The organism is Herbiconiux flava, assembly GCF_013409865.1.
Taxonomy (GTDB): domain Bacteria; phylum Actinomycetota; class Actinomycetes; order Actinomycetales; family Microbacteriaceae; genus Herbiconiux; species Herbiconiux flava.
This window is the reverse complement of record NZ_JACCBM010000001.1, coordinates 3,510,198-3,527,264: the sequence shown is the minus strand read 5'-3', so window position 1 is coordinate 3,527,264 and position 17,067 is coordinate 3,510,198. Positions and strand designations below refer to the sequence as shown.

The 17,067-nt window shown below is 72.7% G+C and carries 16 protein-coding genes; 13 read left to right on the top strand and 3 right to left on the bottom strand.

Annotation, left to right across the window (positions count from 1 at the left end; all coding sequences use genetic code 11):
• The first annotated feature begins 16 nt into the window (after positions 1–16).
• The 6 genes from BJ984_RS16830 to BJ984_RS16805 all read left to right on the top strand — a co-directional run bounded on the left by BJ984_RS16830 (position 17) and on the right by BJ984_RS16805 (position 4,347).
• Positions 17–919 carry an ABC transporter ATP-binding protein gene (locus BJ984_RS16830; RefSeq protein WP_179548982.1) on the top strand — a complete coding sequence of 301 codons (903 nt, stop codon included), beginning with the start codon at positions 17–19 and terminating at the stop codon, positions 917–919.
• Positions 916–1,770, top strand: coding sequence for an ABC transporter permease (locus BJ984_RS16825; RefSeq protein ID WP_179548981.1), 855 nt, complete (start codon positions 916–918; stop codon positions 1,768–1,770). The genes BJ984_RS16830 and BJ984_RS16825 overlap by 4 nt, the downstream gene beginning before the upstream one ends.
• A gap of 31 nt (positions 1,771–1,801) precedes the next feature.
• Positions 1,802–3,013 (top strand): sensor histidine kinase, encoded by a 1,212-nt coding sequence (locus BJ984_RS19150; protein ID WP_271206511.1) that lies wholly within the window; start codon positions 1,802–1,804, stop codon positions 3,011–3,013.
• Positions 3,010–3,615 carry a response regulator transcription factor gene (locus BJ984_RS16815; RefSeq protein ID WP_179548980.1) on the top strand — a complete coding sequence of 202 codons (606 nt, stop codon included), beginning with the start codon at positions 3,010–3,012 and terminating at the stop codon, positions 3,613–3,615. The genes BJ984_RS19150 and BJ984_RS16815 overlap by 4 nt, the downstream gene beginning before the upstream one ends.
• A 75-nt stretch (positions 3,616–3,690) precedes the next feature.
• Positions 3,691–4,071 (top strand): bleomycin resistance protein, encoded by a 381-nt coding sequence (locus BJ984_RS16810; RefSeq protein WP_179548979.1) that lies wholly within the window; start codon positions 3,691–3,693, stop codon positions 4,069–4,071.
• Between the two features lie 51 nt (positions 4,072–4,122).
• The gene (locus tag BJ984_RS16805; RefSeq protein WP_179548978.1) at positions 4,123–4,347 is read left to right on the top strand and encodes a hypothetical protein; all 225 of its coding nucleotides are present in this window, start codon (positions 4,123–4,125) and stop codon (positions 4,345–4,347) included.
• Between the two features lie 61 nt (positions 4,348–4,408).
• On the opposite strand, the gene BJ984_RS16800 is transcribed toward BJ984_RS16805, so the two are convergent.
• Positions 4,409–4,759: a VOC family protein gene (locus BJ984_RS16800; RefSeq protein WP_179548977.1), complete on the bottom strand. Its 351-nt coding sequence runs from the start codon at positions 4,757–4,759 to the stop codon at positions 4,409–4,411.
• Positions 4,760–4,934: 175 nt separating this feature from the next.
• Here BJ984_RS16800 and BJ984_RS16795 point away from each other — a divergent pair, with 175 nt between their 5' ends.
• The 3 genes from BJ984_RS16795 (at position 4,935) to BJ984_RS16785 (ending at position 10,242) form a co-directional block, all read left to right on the top strand.
• Entirely contained in the window at positions 4,935–5,261 is a 327-nt protein-coding gene (locus tag BJ984_RS16795; RefSeq protein WP_179548976.1) for a hypothetical protein, read from the top strand.
• Positions 5,262–5,431: 170 nt separating this feature from the next.
• Positions 5,432–8,353 carry a rhamnogalacturonan lyase family protein gene (locus BJ984_RS16790; protein WP_373877427.1) on the top strand — a complete coding sequence of 974 codons (2,922 nt, stop codon included), beginning with the start codon at positions 5,432–5,434 and terminating at the stop codon, positions 8,351–8,353.
• 113 nt (positions 8,354–8,466) lie between these two features.
• Positions 8,467–10,242, top strand: a complete 1,776-nt coding sequence (locus BJ984_RS16785; protein ID WP_179548975.1) for an ABC transporter ATP-binding protein — start codon at positions 8,467–8,469, stop codon at positions 10,240–10,242.
• Positions 10,243–10,249: 7 nt separating this feature from the next.
• On the opposite strand, the gene BJ984_RS16780 is transcribed toward BJ984_RS16785, so the two are convergent.
• Positions 10,250–11,338, bottom strand: coding sequence for a LacI family DNA-binding transcriptional regulator (locus BJ984_RS16780; protein WP_179548974.1), 1,089 nt, complete (start codon positions 11,336–11,338; stop codon positions 10,250–10,252).
• A gap of 231 nt (positions 11,339–11,569) precedes the next feature.
• Between BJ984_RS16780 and BJ984_RS16775 the strand changes: the two genes are divergently transcribed.
• From BJ984_RS16775 to BJ984_RS16760, 4 genes are all read left to right on the top strand, one after another.
• Complete coding sequence (locus BJ984_RS16775) at positions 11,570–12,895, top strand: Gfo/Idh/MocA family protein (RefSeq protein ID WP_179548973.1); 1,326 nt, start codon at positions 11,570–11,572, stop codon at positions 12,893–12,895.
• Between the two features lie 220 nt (positions 12,896–13,115).
• The gene (locus tag BJ984_RS16770) at positions 13,116–13,832 is read left to right on the top strand and encodes an alpha/beta hydrolase (RefSeq protein ID WP_179548972.1); all 717 of its coding nucleotides are present in this window, start codon (positions 13,116–13,118) and stop codon (positions 13,830–13,832) included.
• Between the two features lie 25 nt (positions 13,833–13,857).
• Complete coding sequence (locus tag BJ984_RS16765; protein ID WP_179548971.1) at positions 13,858–15,696, top strand: MFS transporter; 1,839 nt, start codon at positions 13,858–13,860, stop codon at positions 15,694–15,696.
• The gene (locus BJ984_RS16760) at positions 15,693–16,172 is read left to right on the top strand and encodes a MaoC family dehydratase (protein WP_179548970.1); all 480 of its coding nucleotides are present in this window, start codon (positions 15,693–15,695) and stop codon (positions 16,170–16,172) included. The genes BJ984_RS16765 and BJ984_RS16760 overlap by 4 nt, the downstream gene beginning before the upstream one ends.
• A 134-nt stretch (positions 16,173–16,306) precedes the next feature.
• On the opposite strand, the gene BJ984_RS16755 is transcribed toward BJ984_RS16760, so the two are convergent.
• Positions 16,307–17,017: an alpha/beta hydrolase gene (locus BJ984_RS16755; protein ID WP_179548969.1), complete on the bottom strand. Its 711-nt coding sequence runs from the start codon at positions 17,015–17,017 to the stop codon at positions 16,307–16,309.
• Positions 17,018–17,067 lie beyond the last annotated feature (50 nt).

Genomic DNA, 17,067 nt, shown 5'->3' with positions numbered 1-17,067 from the left:
TCGGCAGGGTGGAGGCATGACCTCCCCTTCCGTCGCCGCCATCGAGGCGGCCTCCCTCTCGAAGAGCTTCGGTGGAGTGCGCGCCGTCACCGGCGTCGACCTCACCGTGCGCCCCGGCGAGATCGTCGCGTTCCTCGGCCCGAACGGCGCCGGGAAGACGACCACCATCGACATGCTGCTCGGCCTGACGAACCCCGACGGCGGTGAGGTACGGGTCTTCGGGCTCGCCCCCCGCACCGCCATCGCGCGGGGGCTCGTCTCGGCCGTGCTGCAGACCGGCGGCCTGCTGAAGGATCTCACCGTGCGCGAGACCCTCGACCTCACCGCCAGCCTGTTCGCCGAGACCCGCCCCGTCGCCGAGGTGCTCGAGCGCGCGGGCATCAGCGAGATCGCGGGGCGCCGCGTGGGCCTGTGCTCGGGCGGCCAGCAGCAGCGGCTGCGCTTCGCCATGGCGCTCCTCAGCGACCCCGGCCTGCTCATCCTCGACGAGCCCACCACGGGGATGGACGTCGAGGGGCGGCGGGCGTTCTGGAGCGCCATCCGCGCCGACGCCGACCGCGGTCGCACGGTGCTCTTCGCGACGCATTACCTCGACGAGGCCGACGAGTACGCCGACCGCATCGTACTGATGAGCCGGGGCGCGATCGTGGCCGACGGCGCCACCGCCGCGATCAAGAACCTCGTCTCGGGACGCATCGTGCAGGTCACCCTGCCTGATGCCGACCTCCGGATGCTCGCCGCATTGCCCGCCGTCGACGACGTGACGGTACAGGGCGACCGCGTCACCCTGCACACGAGCGACTCCGACGCCCTGGCCCGCCACCTGCTCACCCGCACGGCCGCCCATGACCTGGAGATCACGGCTCAGAACCTCGAGAGCGTCTTCCTCGCCCTCACCTCAGAAGGAGCATCCGCATGACCGACGCCGCCTCGGCTGCCACCACCACCGAAGCCCGAGCGTCAGCCGCCGCAGTCGACCCCGTGCGCCTCGACCGCCGCGTGCCACCGCTCGGCGGCTTCACCCTGACCTACCTGCGCATCGAGCTGACCCGCAAGCTCCGCAACAAGCGCACGCTCATCTTCACCCTGATCTTCCCCGTGATGATGTTCCTGATCATCGGCTATCCCCTTCGCGACACCCCGCTCACCGGCACCGCGATCGCCGACGGCGGCCCGTCCGTCGCCGCGTTCATCATGGTCTCGATGGCCATGTACGGCGCGATGATGTCCGCCACGCAGACCGGTGCCTCAGTCGCGGTCGAGCGGGCACAGGGCTGGAGCCGGCAGCTGCGGCTCACGCCGCTGAACCCCCTGGTCAACGTCGTGATCAAGATGATCGCCGGCATGCTGCTCGGGCTGGTCGCCGTGGTGGCCACCTACCTGGTCGGCGCGATCAGCGGCATCCAGCTCACCCCCGTGCAGTGGATCGCGACGGGCCTCGTCGGCTGGCTGCTCGCCAGCGCGGTGTTCACGACCCTCGGTCTGATGGTCGGCTACCTCGTGCCGGGTGAGAACGCGGCGCAGGTGACGAGTCTCGCGATCGTGCTTCTCGCGTTCATCGGAGGCCTGTTCTATCCGGTCAGCAGCATGCCCGACTTCATGCAGACGATCGCCGCCTTCACCCCGGTGTACGGCATCAGCGAGCTGGCGCGGGCACCGCTGACCGGTGACGGCTTCGACCTCGGCGCGCTCGTGAACGCGCTGGTCTGGTTCGCGGTGTTCCTGGTCGGCACGGTCGTGTTCTTCCGCCCTGACACGAAGCGGGTCTGAGGATGCGCGGCCGGCCCTCTAGGGTGGGCGCGTGACGAAGATCCGTGAGCCGCGCCGCTTCGGGCCGGGGTGGCCGATCCGCCCGGCCGGGGCCGGCCCCGACCCCACCACCGCTCTTCCCGGGGCGCTCGCGTCCCGGCGGGCCTTCAGCTGGTACCTCGGGGCGACGTTCTCGCTGTTCTGGGTCTTCTCGACCGTCCCCGCCATCCTCCGGGAGCCGGGGGCGCCGCTCGAGAACGCCACGGGCATCGCGCTGGTGCTGCTGTTCAGTGTCTGCTTCCTGGCCGCCCCGCCGGTGGCGTGGACCTTCGGCACGCGCGGGAGGGTCGTCGTCTGCCTCGCCGTGCTCGCCCTCACGCTGCTGTTCGTGCCCTGGCTGGGGCCCGACGTCGTGGGGCTCTGGACCTACGTCGGCGTGACCGTCGGCATGTGCGTCTTCTCGTGGCCCCGCACCATCGCCGCGATCCTGGCGCTCACGCTCGGCGCGCTGGTCGTGCGGGTGCTGACCGAGCCGTGGTCGGATGCCCTGCTGGTGCAGCCCGTCATCATCCTGTCGATCTCGCTGATGATGTCGGCGTTCGCGCGCACCATCGCCGTGGTGAACGAACTGCGTGCGACGCAGGCCGAACTGGAGGCGGTGACCGCCGAGCGCGAGCGCGGACGGGTGGCGCGGGACATCCACGACATCCTCGGTCACTCGCTGACCGTGATCACGGTGAAGTCGGAGCTCGCCGCGAGGCTGCTGGACGTCGACCCGGGCCGAGCGCGGGCCGAGATCCAGGACGTCGAGACGATCGCCCGGGGTGCGCTCGCCGACGTGCGGGCCACCGTGTCGGGCGTGCGCGGCACCACCGCGAGCGGCGAACTCGCCGCCGCCCGGGGCGCCCTCGACGCCGCGGGAGTGCGGGCCGAGCTGCCCTCGTCGACCGACGTCGTTCCCGCCGCGCAGCGGGAGCTCGTGGGCTGGGTGATCCGCGAGGGGGTGACCAACGTCGTCCGGCACGCGGGTGCGAGCCGGTGCCGGATCCGCATCGCCGAGGACTCCGTCACGATCGACGACGACGGCACGGGCCCGGTCGTGACGGCGGTCGGTGGACCGTCGGCCGCGCCGTCCACGGGGCTGCGGGGGTTGCGCGAGCGCGTCGAATCCGTCGGGGGGACGCTCGAGGTGGGGCGGGGGGAGCTCGGGGGCTTCGCGCTGACGGTGACGCTGCCTCGGGCGCGGGCGGGCATCCGCTCGTGATCAGGCTGCTGATCGCCGATGACCAGGCGCTCGTGCGCGGGGCGCTCGCCGCGCTGCTCTCGCTCGAGTCGGACATCGAGGTGGTGGCGGAAGTCGGGCGCGGTGACGAGGTGCTGGCCGCGGCCCGCTCGGCGGAGGCCGACGTCGCCCTGCTCGACATCGAGATGCCCGGGCTGGACGGCATCGCCGCGGCCGCCGGGCTGCGGGCGGCGCTGCCCTCCTGCCGGGTGCTGATCGTCACGACGTTCGGCCGGCCCGGCTACCTCGTGCGGGCCATGCAGGCGGGGGCGTCGGGGTTCGTCGTGAAGGACACCCCGTCGGCGCAGCTCGCAGACGCCGTGCGGCGGGTCGCGAACGGCTTCCGGGTGGTCGATCCCTCGCTCGCGGCGGAGTCGCTCGCGCAGGGCGACTCGCCGCTGACCGAGCGCGAGACCGACGTACTGGCGGCCGCGCGCACGGGCGGGTCCATCGCGGATCTGGCGCGCATCCTGCACCTGTCGCAGGGGACGGTGCGGAACCACCTCTCGGCGGTGATCGGCAAGACGGGGGCGCGCAACCGGGCGGATGCGGCGCGGATCGCCGAGCAGAACGGGTGGCTCTAGCGGCTTCGTGGTTCTGACGGCACGGGCGGGTCCGGCGGAGGTGACGGCCGCCGCGTGCCGTGACAGCATGGGCGCATGACAGCGGGAATCGATCGGGCCGTGCCGAATCTGCCGTCGCGGGACTTCGCCCGCACCGAGGCGTTCTACGGGGCCTTCCGGTTCGGGCGGGTGTTCCGGGACGAGGGGTGGATGATCCTGGCCCGCGGGTCGGTGCAGCTCGAGTTCTACGCCGCGCCGGGTCTCGATCCGCACTCGAGCAGCGCGATGTGCACCGTTCGGGTGGGCGACGTCGACGAGCTCTATGCGGCGATCCGGGCATCCGGTGTGCCTGAGGCAACGGTCGGGATGCCGCGGCTGCACCCGGTGCGGCGGCAGGACTGGGGAATGCGGGCCGGGTATCTGATCGATCCTGACGGAACGCAGCTGACGCTGATCGAGCAGCCGCCGGAGGGGTGAATCCGTCGCGCGGGGGATGCGCGGCCGGCCGGGTCTTCGTAGCGTGGAGGCATGAGCGGATCGTCGGACAGCACCTCGCAGCAGCACGTCGCGACCGGGGTCGTGTTCTTCGTCCTCGCCGCGGCGCTGTGGCTGACGATGGACAACTGGCTGGTCGGGGTGCCGTTCGCGATCCTGGCCGTGGCGATGGTCTTCTGGGGCACACGGCACGCCTGGCGGCAGACGCCCGACGACGACCCGGGTCATGGGGGGCCGGCGGGGCCGGAGCAGCACTAGGCGGCTGGCCTGCGCCGTCGACGCGGGGATTGCGCCGTCGACGCGGGGGCCTCGTCGCCGGTCAGGCGAGCTCGGTGACGAAGCCGATCGTGTTGCCGTCGGGGTCGGTCAGGGCGAAGAACTCGACGACGCCCTCGAAGCGCTGCAGCTCGGAGACCTCGAGCCCCTTGCCGGCGAGGTCGTCGCGGAGGCCGCCGGCATCCGCCACGCTGATGTTCACCGTCAGGCCCTCGCGGCCCGCGCGTTCGGGCGCGGCGGCCAGCTGCAGCCAGAACGCGCCGAGGTCGAACTCGGCGAGACCCTCCATCGGCACCAGATCGGGCTCGCCCAGCCCGAACGCCGCCCGGTACCACTCGATCGCCCGCTCGAGGTCTCGCACGGGGACGCCGACGGTGACTGCTCTCGCTTCCATGGGCTCCACGCTATCGGCCGGTGGTCCCCGTGCGGTGGCTCGGCTCGGGAGTGCGTGGCGCGTCGGCGCTGTCGGCGCTGTCGGCCAGCGGCTTCGGTGGCTCGGCTCGGCAGTGCGTGGCGCGTCGGCGCTGTCGATCGGTGACGGATGGCGGGGGCGGCGATAGGCTCGCGCCATGTCCGGAGCCGCCGCCCTGCTGTTCGTCGTGCCGGTCGTGCTGCTGGTGGCGGGCGCGGCGACGATGTGGGTGGGCGTGCGCGGGGCGCGGCGGCGGACGGCGGGGCCGGCCGGGCCCGCGCGCGTCGTGGCGGCGGTGGCGCGGGTGGTCGCCGGGGTCGGGACGATCGGGTTCGCCGTGCTCGCGCTGTCGGCGCTGTGGAGCGAGCAGCAGTACGGGATCGTCATCCTGCCGATCGCCGCGCTCGTCGGGGCGGCCCTGTGGAACGGGGTGCTGCTCGCGGTGGCCGCGATCGCCGACGCGGTCGCCCGGCGTCGCGGATGACGTCGCGGACGAGGTGAGTCCAGACCGTTGACCTCCCCCAAAGGGGGGTGGTAGTTTGGCCCGCAATCGGGAAAGGGCTTTCCGGTGATAGGGGTTCAATGATGAATCGATTCAAACGTGCGGGACGCGCAGGACTTGCGGGACGCGCAGGACGCGCGGGACTGGTCGGGGTGACCGCCGCCGCTCTCGCTCTGACGGCCGCGCCGGCCGCGTTCGCCGCGACACCGGCCGGGACGGCACCGGCGACCGGAACAACGGCTGGGACGGCAGGCGCAGCATCAGCAGCACCGGCAACCGCAGCGGCGGCGGCGGCAGCCACCCCCGGCACCCCGAAGCTCGAGGCGCTCGACCGCGGCCTCGTCGCCGCCCCCACGAGCGACGGCGTCTTCCTCAGCTGGCGCCTGCTGAAGAGCGAGGCCTACGGCGCGAACAACACCGGCCTCACCGGCGCCGACTTCGCCGTCTACCGCGACGGCGCGAAGATCGCCGACGTCACCGACAGCACCAACTTCCACGACCCCGAGGGCACGGCCGACAGCGGCTACACCGTCGCCCCCGTGCTCGGCGGACAGGAGGGCGCCCAGAGCAGGACGGCGACAGCACTGGCGGGCAGCACCAGCGGCACGAGCGACGCCGTCACGAGCATCCCGCTCACCAAGCCCGCCGACGGCGTCACCCCCGCCGGCGAGGCCTACACCTACTCCGCGAGCGACACCTCGGTGGCCGACGTCGACGGCGACGGCGCCTACGAGTTCATCGTGAAGTGGGATCCGTCGAACGCCAAGGACGTCTCCCAGGTCGGCTACACCGGCACCGTCTTCCTCGACACCTACGAGCTCGACGGCACGCTGCTGAACCGCATCGACCTCGGCGTGAACATCCGCGCCGGTGCCCACTACACCGAGTTCATGGTCTACGACTTCGACGGCGACGGCCGCGCCGAGCTCATGACGAAGACCGCGCCCGGCACGAAGTCGACGGGCTACGGAGAGGGCGGTACCGTCACGAACGACGCCTTCGTCACCCTCCCCGAGTCCGACGTGGCGGCGGGCTACGGCAACGACGACGACTACCGGCTCAGCGCAGCCGAGTACGCCGACCACCTCGTCGAGGTCTTCCAGGGCTGGTCGACCCGCCCCGAGGTCGTCGACGGCACCTGGCCGGCCACGCTCGAGGAGGCCTTCGGCATCCCCGTCACGCACGACTACCCCCTCAGCGAAGCGGATGCGCGCGAACTCGTCGATCATTTCATCGACGTCTACGCGCCCTCCCGCAGCGCCCGCAACGCCCTGCGGAACTTCGAGGGCTTCATCCTCGACGGCCCCGAGTACCTCACGGTCTTCGACGGAGCCACCGGTGCCGAGCTGCAGACCGTGCCGTACACCCCCGGACGCACCGACGACGGGCTGCTCTGGGGCGACTACGCCATGTCGCGGATCGAGCCCGGCAACCGGGTGGACCGCTTCCTGGCGGGTGTCGCGTATCTCGACGGCGAGCATCCGTCCGCCGTGTTCGCCCGGGGCTACTACACCCGCGCGACCGTCGCGGCCTGGGACTGGGACGGCGAGAACCTCGCCCAGCGCTTCCTCGTCGACAGCGGCTTCGTGCCGATGTCGAACCCGTTCAACGACTCGCCGCACGGCCGCGAGGGCACGAGCCCGGAGTGGGGCCGGCTGACGACGCAGGGCTTCCACTCGCTGAGCGCGGCCGACGTCGACGGTGACGGCAGGCAGGAGATCGTCTACGGATCGGCGACGCTCGACGACGACGGCAGCCTGCTCTACAGCTCCTACGACACGCTGCCCGAGGGCAGTGCGGCGCCCGGTACCGAGGCCAAGCTCGGCCATGGCGACGCGATGCACGTGGCCGACATCGACCCGGCGCGACCGGGCCTGGAGATCTTCACCGTGCACGAGGGAGCGGCTTACGCGCCGCACGGCTACGCGCTGCGCGACGCCGCCACCGGTGAGCTGATCTACGGCGAGTACAGCGGCAAGGACACCGGCCGCGGCATGGTCGGCGACGTCGACCCCGCCGTGCCCGGGCTCGAGACCTGGGCCACGCGCCTCCGCTCGGCGTCGGGCGAGAGCCTCGGCACGGCGATCCCGGGCACGAACCAGTCGATCCGCTGGGCGGGCGACCTCACCACACAGCTCGTGAACGGCAGCGGTGACGCGACCCCGACGATCGACGACTGGACCCGCGGCCGTCTGCTCACCGCCACCGGCGAGCGCACGAACAACGGCACCAAGGGCACGGCGAACCTGGTCGCCGACGTGTTCGGCGACTGGCGCGAGGAGCTGATCCTGCGCTCGGCCGACTCGAGCGCGCTGAACATCCACGTCAGCACCGAGGTGACCTCGCACAAGCTGTACACGCTGATGCACGACCCGCAGTACCGGGTCGAGGTCGCGCGCCAGAACACCACCTACAACCAGCCGAGCTACACCTCGTTCTACCTCGCCTCCGACATAGCGTTCTCGAACGTGCCGCTCTCGGCGCCGCCGATGCCGGTCGCGGCGCCGGGCATCGGCGTCGACAGCGCCGGGGTGAACGTGACCTGGAAGGCGCCGGCCTCGCCCGGCACCTCCGCGCTCACGGGGTACCGGGTGACGCTGACCCCGGTCGACGGGGCGGGCTCCCCGATCGAGACCACGGTGGGGGCGGATGCTCTGCGAGCCTCCTTCGCCGCCGCCTCGGTGCCGGCCGGCTCGTACACGGCCGGCGTGGTGGCGCTCAGCGACATCGGCCCGTCGGCGGTCTCGGCGCCGTCGGCGACCGCGGTCGTCACCGGATCCCAGCCGGTGCGCCTCGCCGTCAACGCCAAGTCGCAGTGCGTCAACGGCACGGCGCACGTGGCCGTCTACGCCTACAACGACTCCGGTCGGCCGGCGGATGTGCGGCTCTCGGTGCTCGGCACGGACAAGAAGGTGACCGCGGTCGCGGCCGGCAAGGCGGCGTACTCGCTGGTCGGCTCGGGCGCGGTGAGCGTCCCGGCCGGCACGGCGAGCGTCACGGCGTACTCGTTCGTCGACGGGGTGGGGTACCACTCGAGCTACTCGGTTCCCCACGCAGCGCTGAGCTGCAAGTAGCGGCAGCCTTCACGCACGGATTCCCGCCGCCGACGCCTCCACGGGCTCGGCGGCGGGAATCCGTGCGTCTGCCGGGGGTGCGGCGACGGGGCGACGGATGGGAGGATGAGGCCATGGCCAAGAAAGCGCTTACCGGGCACGGAATCGACGGGATCGTCGACGGCGCGCATCCGGGCCGCACCGTGCTGCGCCTGCTCGGGATGCACCGCCGCCGCGTGACCGTCGCCGTGCTGTTCTTCGTGCTGAAGGACATCCCGCTCTGGCTGCTGCCCGTCATCACCGGCGCCGTGATCGACATCGTGGTCGACGGCGGGCCGATGAGCTCACTCGCGATCTGGACGGCCGTCGCGCTCGTGGCGCTGCTGCAGAACTACCCGAACCACGTCATGTACACGAAGCTGTTCATGACCGCGGTGCGCCAGATCGGCGCCGATCTCCGCAACGGGCTCGCCTCCCGGCTGCAGAACCTGTCGATCGGCTTCCACTCGCGGGCCAGCTCGTCGGTGGTGCAGACCAAGGTGGTGCGGGACGTCGAGAACGTCGAGCTGATGCTGCAGCAGACCGCGCATCCGCTGCTCTCGTCGGTGATGGTGCTCGCGGGAGCCGTGACGATGACGGCGATCAACGTGCCGGCGTTCCTGCCGGTGTACGCGCTGACCATCCCGATCGCGGTGATGCTGCGGTACGTGCTCGGCAAGCGCTCGGCGCGGCGGAACGAGACGTTCCGGCGCGAGATGGAGCACTTCTCGTCGCGGGTCGGCGAGATGGCGACGCTGATGCCCATCACCCGGGCGCACGGCGTCGAGGGCACGGCGGTGCGGCGGGTGGCCGACGGGGCCGAGGGGGTGCGCACCGCAGGGTTCAGCCTCGACCTGCTGAACGGGCGGTTCGCGTCGCTGTCGTGGGTGAGCCTGCAGCTGCTCGGGGTGGGCTGTCTCGTGCTCGCGGCATGGGTGTCGATCAGCGGCTGGCTGCCGATCACCGCCGGGCAGGTGGTGCTGCTGAGCTCGTACTTCGCGCTGCTGACGAGCAGCATGACGAACCTGCTGATGCTGCTGCCGATCGTGGCGCGGGGCACGGAGTCGATCCGGTCGATGGCGGAGGTGCTGCAGGATCCGGATCTGGAGCACAACGAGGGGAAGGTCGCCGTCGCGCGGGTGGGGGGCGAGCTGGAGCTCGACGACGTGTCGTTCCGGTACCCCGGTGCCGAGACGGACTCGCTGAGCGGGATCGGGCTGCACGTGCATCCGGGGGAGACCATCGCGTTCGTCGGCTCGAGCGGGTCGGGCAAGTCGACGATGCTGAACCTGGTGCTGGGGTTCCTCAGGCCGGCGTCGGGGCGGGTGCTGCTCGACGGGGTCGACATGGAGACGCTCGACCTCCGGTCGTTCCGGCGGTTCGTGTCGGTGGTGCCGCAGGAGTCGGTGCTGTTCGAGGGGTCGATCCGGGAGAACGTGGCCTACGGGCTGGGGCCCGTGCCCGACGAGACGGTGCGGGCGGCGCTCCGCGACGCGAACGCGCTGGAGATCGTGGCGTCGCAGCCCGAGGGCTGGGACACGGTCGTCGGCGAGCGCGGCGCCCGGCTCTCGGGTGGTCAGCGGCAGCGCATCGCGATCGCCCGCGCGCTGGTGCGCGACCCGCGGGTGCTGCTGCTGGACGAGGCGACGAGCGCGCTCGACCCCGAGTCGGAGGCCGCTGTCAAGGAGGCGCTGGCGCGGCTGATGCAGGGGCGCACCACGCTGGTGGTGGCGCACCGGCTGTCGACCATCCGCTCGGCGGATCGCATCGTGGTGCTCGAGCGGGGCCGGATCGTCGAGGTCGGCTCGCACGACGAGCTGCTCGCGGCCGGGGGCCGCTACGCGGAGCTGCACCGCGTGCAGTCGGCGTAGGGCCGCGTCAGGGGCGGCGCGGCGTGCTGTCGCGCACCACGACCGAGGTGGCGACGGGGGAGGCGGACGACACGGCGGCCGCGTCCGTCTCCTCCAGCGCCAGCCTCAGCGCCGTGCGCCCCACCTCGACGAGCGGCACGCGCACCGTCGTCAGCGTCGGCCACACGTCCTGCACCGTCGGGATGTCGTCGAACCCGGCGACCGCGACATCGGCGCCCGGCGTGAGCCCTGCATCCCGAAGCGCCGACAGCGCGCCGACCGCCATCACGTCGTTCACCGCGAACACCGCTTCGTCGGGCTGCACCCCGGCGGCGATCAGCGCCTGCATGCCCTCGTAGCCGCCGTCACGCGTGAATGCGCTCTGGATCACGCGTCCGGCCTCGACCCGGATGCCCGCCCGCTCCAGCCCGGTCGTGAACCCGTCGAGCCGGTCGGCGGCCGTCTTCAGCTCGCGATTGCCGGTCAGCACCGAGAAGCGGCGGTAGCCGAGCTCGACCAACGACGCGGCCAGAGCGGACGCCCCCGAGGCGTTGTCGATCTGCACCGTGCGGAAGCCGAGCTCGTTGCGGCTGATCAGCACGACCCGCCCGCCGGCGCGCTCGTAGTCCTCGAGCTCGCTCTTCAGCGCGGCCTGCGACGGGTCACCCTCGCGCCTCGACCCGGCCAGGATGATGACCTTCGGCCGCTGCCCCCGGAGCGTCCGCACGATCTCGAGCTCGCGCTCGGAGTCCCGCTCCGTGGCGGCCATGGTGACGATCAGGCGCCCCTGGTCGGCCTCGGCCACGACCCCGGCCGCGATCGAGGAGAAGTACGGGTCGGTGATGTCGGCGACCACGAGCGCCACGGTCATCGTGCTGCCGCGGGCCACGGCCTGCGCCGAGAGGTTGGGGGAGTAGTTCAGCCGCGCCGCCGCGTCGAGCACCTTGCTGCGGTAGGCGGCGTTCACCGTGCGGCTGCTGCCGTTCAGCGAGCGGGAGGCGGTGGCCAGCGAGACTCCGGCCGCTCGCGCGACGTCTTCGAGCGTCGCGGGCGAGCTGCGGCGCGCGCCCGCGTCGAGCGGGGGTGCCGTGGGGCCGTCGGGGGTGTTCCCGGTCATGCGTTCCTCCGGTGCCGGATGGCCCGGGCGGGTCGTTGCCCGAGCGTTCCCGATGCTATCGCCCCCGGGCCGCGATGTCGGGGACGTTTGCCGTCTCAGCGTGCCCCTGGTACAACTTGGGATAGCGCTTTCTCGCAGTACTGACGCTCTGACCCCGGACGGGCGACGGATGCTCGGCAAGCGCTTTCTCGAACGCGACGGCGCGCAGGCGCCAGAACCAGGAAGAGCGCCATGGCCCAGACCGAACGATATGCACTCATCGGCACCGGCGGCCGGGCCGACCTCTACGTGCGGGGCCTCACCGGCCCGCACGCCGACGTCGCCGAGCTCGTCGCGTGGAGCGATGTGAACCCCGGCCGCCTCGACGTCTACGAGCGCCAGGTGACGGCGGCGGGCATCCGGGCACCGAAGCGCTACACGCCCGACCAGCTCGAGCGGATGATCGTGGACGAGCGCATCGACCGCGTGATCGTCACCACGCCCGACTTCACCCACGCCGACTACGTGGTGCGGGCGCTCCAGGCGGGCGCCGACGTGGTCGTGGAGAAGCCGCTGACGATCGACGTCGAGAGCGTGCGCCGCATCGCCGCGGCGATCGAGGCGACCGGCCGTGAGGTCATCACGACGTTCAACTACCGCTACTCGCCGCGCAACAGCGCGCTGCGCTCGGTGATCGCCGACGGCACCATCGGGCGGGTCACCGCGGTGCACTTCGAGTGGGCGCTCGACACGGTGCACGGGGCCGACTACTTCCGGCGCTGGCACCGCGACAAGACGAACTCGGGCGGGCTGTTCGTGCACAAGGCCTCGCACCACTTCGACCTGGTGAACTGGTGGATCGCGGCGACTCCCGTGCGCGTGTTCGCGAGCGGCGGCCTGCGCTTCTACGGCGCCGCGAACGCCGCCGCCCGCGGCCTAGGCGAGCGGCCCGCCCGCGGCACCGGGGTCACCGGCGACCCGTTCGCCCTCGACCTCACGGCCGACGCCCGCATGAAGGAGCTCTACCTCGACAACGAGCACCACGACGGCTACCTGCGCGACCGGGACGTCTTCGACCCGGGCATCACCATCGAGGACAACCTCGCCGCTCTCGTCGACTACGACTCCGGTGCCACCCTGAGCTACTCGCTGAACGCGCACTCGCCCTGGGAGGGCTACCGCGTCTCGGTCAGCGGCACCGAGGGCCGGGCCGAGCTCGAGGTCGTCGAACGCGGTGCGGTGCTGATCGGGGAGGACGGCCGCGTCGTCGTCGACCCGAGCGCGAACCCGGGCTACTCGCCCGAGGACGACGTGCGCCCCGACTCGGAGCGTCTCGTCGTGCAGCGGCACTGGGAGGGCGCGCGGGTCGTCGACATCCCCGAGGGCATCGGCGGGCACGGCGGCGGCGACGCCTACCTGCTCGACCACCTCTTCCACCGGGTCGCGGTCGACGAGCCGCTCGGCCGCGTCGCCGGCTTCGCCGACGGCGTCAAGGCGGTCTCGGTCGGCATCGCGGGCAACCTCTCGCTCGCCACGGGCGAGCCCGTCCGCATCCCCGACCTCCGCCTCCTCGGCTGACCGGCGCCGGACTTCTCGGCCGACGGGGGCCGTCGCCGGTGCTCCCTGCCCTGTGGGCGCTGAGTGGTAATGGCAGGGACAGGCGCCGGGGGCCGGAGCGATCGTAGGGTCGGTGCCACGGCCGGGCGTCGACGCGCCGGCCGGATCCCACCGGACCAGCACCACGGGACCCGTCGCCCGTGCGGCGGCGCGCCCGCGTGCTCGCAGAGAAGGCAGAACCATGACCAGCGAACCCACCATCGTCCTCATCCACGGCGCCTTCGCCGACGCCGCCAGCTGGGCCCCCGTGACCCGGCGGCTGCTCGACAAGGGCCGCGCGGTGCTCGTGCCCGCCGTGCCGAACCGCAGCCTGATCGGCGACTCGGAGTACATCCGCGCCTTCGTCGAGCAGATCGACGGGCCGGTGCTGCTCGTCGGCCACTCCTACGGCGGGGCCGTGATCACCGTCGCCGGCGCGGCCGAGAACGTCGTCGGCCTCGTCTACGTGGCGGGCTACGCGCTCGACGAGGGCGAGAGCCTCGGCGAGCTGCAGGGGCGCTTCCCCGACTCCGACCTCGCCGCGAACCTCGTGTACACGCCGTTCCCGAGCGGTGCGGCCGAGCCGGGCACCGACGTCTCGGTGAAGATCGACGCCTTCCCGGCCGTGTTCGCCGGGGGCATCCCGCTCGAGACCGCGCAGGTGCTCGCCGTCTCGCAGCGGCCGCTCGCCGCCGCGGCCTTCGGTGACGCGGCTCCGGTCGCGGCGTGGAAGACGACGCCCGCGTGGGGAATCGTCTCGGCCGACGACCACACCATCAACCCCGACGTGGAGCGCTTCGGCTACGAGCGCGCCGGGATGCGCGCGGTGACCGAGCTCGCGGCACCGCACCTCGCGATGATCGCGAAGCCCGACGAGGTCGTCGACGTCATCGAGACGGCCTTCGCGGCGGTGAGCTGACCGGGCCGGAGGGGAGCGCGGGCTGATGGCGGCGCGGGCGGGCGGCGCTGCGAGGGCGGCGGCCGGCGCGGTGGCGACGGGCGGCGCGGCAGCGCAGGCGGCGGGCGGCGCCGCGCGGGTGGGGGCGCTCGCGCCGCTCGGCGTGCGGATCTTCCGCTGGCTGTGGATCGCCGGGTTGATCAGCAACATCGGTGGCTGGATGCAGACGGTTGGCGCCCAGTGGTTCCTGGTCGAGCAGCACGCCTCGCCTGCGGTCATCGCGCTCGTCTCGACGGCGTCGGCGGCCCCGGTGCTGCTGTTCGGCATCCCCGCCGGTGTGCTGGGTGAGTTCGCGAACCGGCGGCTGCTGCTGATCGGGGTGCAGAGCATCCAGGCCCTGACCGCCCTCGCGCTGGCGCTGCTCACCGCCGCCGGCGCGATGACCCCCGTGCTGCTGCTCGCGCTCACCTTCGCACTCGGCACCGCCTCGGCCGTGCAGCTGCCGGCCTACCAGGCGATCGTGCCCGAGATCGTGCCGACCAAGCTCATCGCGAACGCCGCCTCGCTGTCGTCGATCGGCGTGAACGTGGCGCGGGCGATCGGGCCGGCGCTGGCGGGGCTGACGATCGCGTCGCTCGGCATCCCGTTCGTGTTCGCGCTGAACGCCGCGAGCTTCGCGGGCCTGCTGCTGGTGCTCGTGCTGTGGCGCGGGTACCGGCCGCCGAAGGCCGATCGCGAGCCGTTCTTCTCGGCCACCCGGGCCGGCCTCCGCTACGTCGCGCACGCCGGCGTCGTGCGCCGCCTCTACCTGCAGCTGCTGCTGTTCATCGTGCCGGCTAACGCGCTCTGGGCCCTCCTGCCGGTGCTGGCGGATGCTCGGCTGAACCTCGACTCGAACGGCTACGGCCTCCTGCTCGCCGCCCTCGGCGTCGGGTCGATCGGCGGGGCGTTCCTCATCCCGAAGCTGCGGGACGCGTGGGGCACCAGCCGGCTGATCGCCGCGACGAGCGCCCTCTACGGGCTCGGCATCGCCGGGGTCGCGCTGTCGGACACCCTGCTGATCACCCTGCCGGTGCTCGTGCTGGTGGGCCTCGCCTGGATCGGCGTGATCGCGACGCTGAACGGCACCGTGCAGTCGTTCCTGCCGGCCTGGGTGCGCACGCGGGGGCTGTCGGTGTACCAGCTCGTGCTCTTCGGCGGTACCGCGCTCGGGGCGACCGTCGCCGGTGCGCTCGGGACGTCGATCGGGGTCGCCGTGACCGTCGCCGGGGCGGGCGGGGTGGTGGTGCTCACCGCGGTGTGGCTGCTGTTCCGTCCGCTGCTGCCGACCACCGGCAAGAGCCGGGCGCTCGCGCCGATGCCGCTCACCGACGTGCCGCCGGTCGAGCTGCCGGCCGGGCCCGACGATGCTGAGGCTGTCCCGGATGCTCCGGGCGATCGGCCGCCGCTCGATCCCGACGGCAGCACGCTCGTGATCGTGCGCTACGAGATCGCCGACACCGATCGCCCCCGTTTCCTCGAGCTGATGCGCCGGGTCGAGCAGAGCCGGCGCCGCACCGGGGCACGCACCTGGACCCTTTACGACGACCGCGAGCATCCGGGATTCATCGTCGAGGCCTTCACGGTCGGCTCGTGGCGCGAGCACCTCAGCCAGCACCGCTCGCGCACCACCGGCTACGACACCGAGATCAGCGACGCCGCCCGGGCGCTGTCGAGGTCGGCGCCCGCGGTCGACCACCTCGTCTCGATCGCCGTGCCCCGGCACCCGCATCCGTCCGTCACCGCGCCACCGACAGCACCCGTTCCGCCGACAGCGCCAGTTCCACCGATAGCACCCGATCGGCCGACACCGACCGTTCCATCGACCAAAGAGGAGACACCATGACCGACACCGCCTTCGACCCGCTCGACTTCGCCATCGTGCCGCCCCGCACCTTCGAGCAGCTCGTGATCGGCGAGGTGTTCCGGGCGCCGAGCCGCACCCTCACCGACGCCCATGCCTCGGCCTTCCAGGCGGTCTCGGCCGACAACCATCCCGTGCACTACGACGAGGTCTGGGCGAAGGCCCACGGGCACCCGGCCCCTGTCGTGCACGGGCTGCAGGTGCTGGCGTTCACCGCGCCCGGGGCGACGCTGTTCCCGCACGTGATCGGGGAGGTGTTCATCGCCTTCACGGGGGTGTCGGCGCAGTTCCTCGGCGAGGTGCACGCGGGCGACACCCTCTACTCGCAGCTCGAGATCACGGCGCTCACGCCCGACGGCCCGAACGGGGTGGTCACGGCGCGGGTGACGGTGCACAACCAGCGGTCGGAGGTCGTGCTGGCGGGGGAGCACACCTACCTGCTGCGGCGGAGCAGCTGACGCCGGTGCTCCGACCCGGCGCGGTGACCCGATAAGCGGCGGCGGGTCGCGGCGGGTAGGCCGAGGGGCACGAGCAGCGGCAGCGGCTGCGGCGGGTGCGGCGGCTTCGGCGCCGTCTGCGGCGTGGGCAGGGATCAGCGGAGGGTGCGGCCCGGGGAGGGGTGGCGCGGGCGGCGGCGGGGCACGCGGGCACGGATGTCGGCGGCCACGAGCGACAGGTCGTCGCCCAGCTGGTGGCCGCCCGTCGTGGTGCGGGTGACGGCGCGGGGGAGCGCGGCCGCGTAGAGGTCGCGGTGGGCGACGGGCACGACCTCGTCGTCCTCGCTCGCGTAGAGCAGGATCTCGGCTGAGCGCGGCAGTCGCGTCGCGAGGTCGGCCGGCAGGTCGAAGCCGTCGAAGGTCCAGTCGGGGTCGCCGCCCGGGTAGGGGGCCGCGATCACGGCGACGAGAGCGACGGAGGCGGGCGCGTCGGTGACGGGCGCGTCGGTGACGGGCGCACGGGACTCGTCGAGGGCGGAGGCGCCGGGCACGTCGGTGACGGGCGCGCGGGGCTCGTCGAGGGCGGATGCGCCGGGCGCCCGTCGGGCCAGTGCCTTGAGCAGCAGGTAGCCGCCCGCCGAGTGGCCCACGAGCACCACGGGCGGGTGGGCCGCCGCGATGGCCTGGTCGATCATCCGGAGCCAGCCGCTGTCGTCGGAGTCGTCGTCGGCGGGCAGACGCGGCATCGTGACGGAGTAGCCGGCGCCGAGGCGGCGGGCCAGGCTGTCAGCGAGCAGCGAGTCGGCGTCGAAAGCCCCCTCGCCGGCACCGTGGACGAACACCACGTCGACCGGCCGCGCATCCATGCCGACACCCTAGGCGCGCGGGCGGCCCAGGGGAAGGCGTCTGCCGAGAG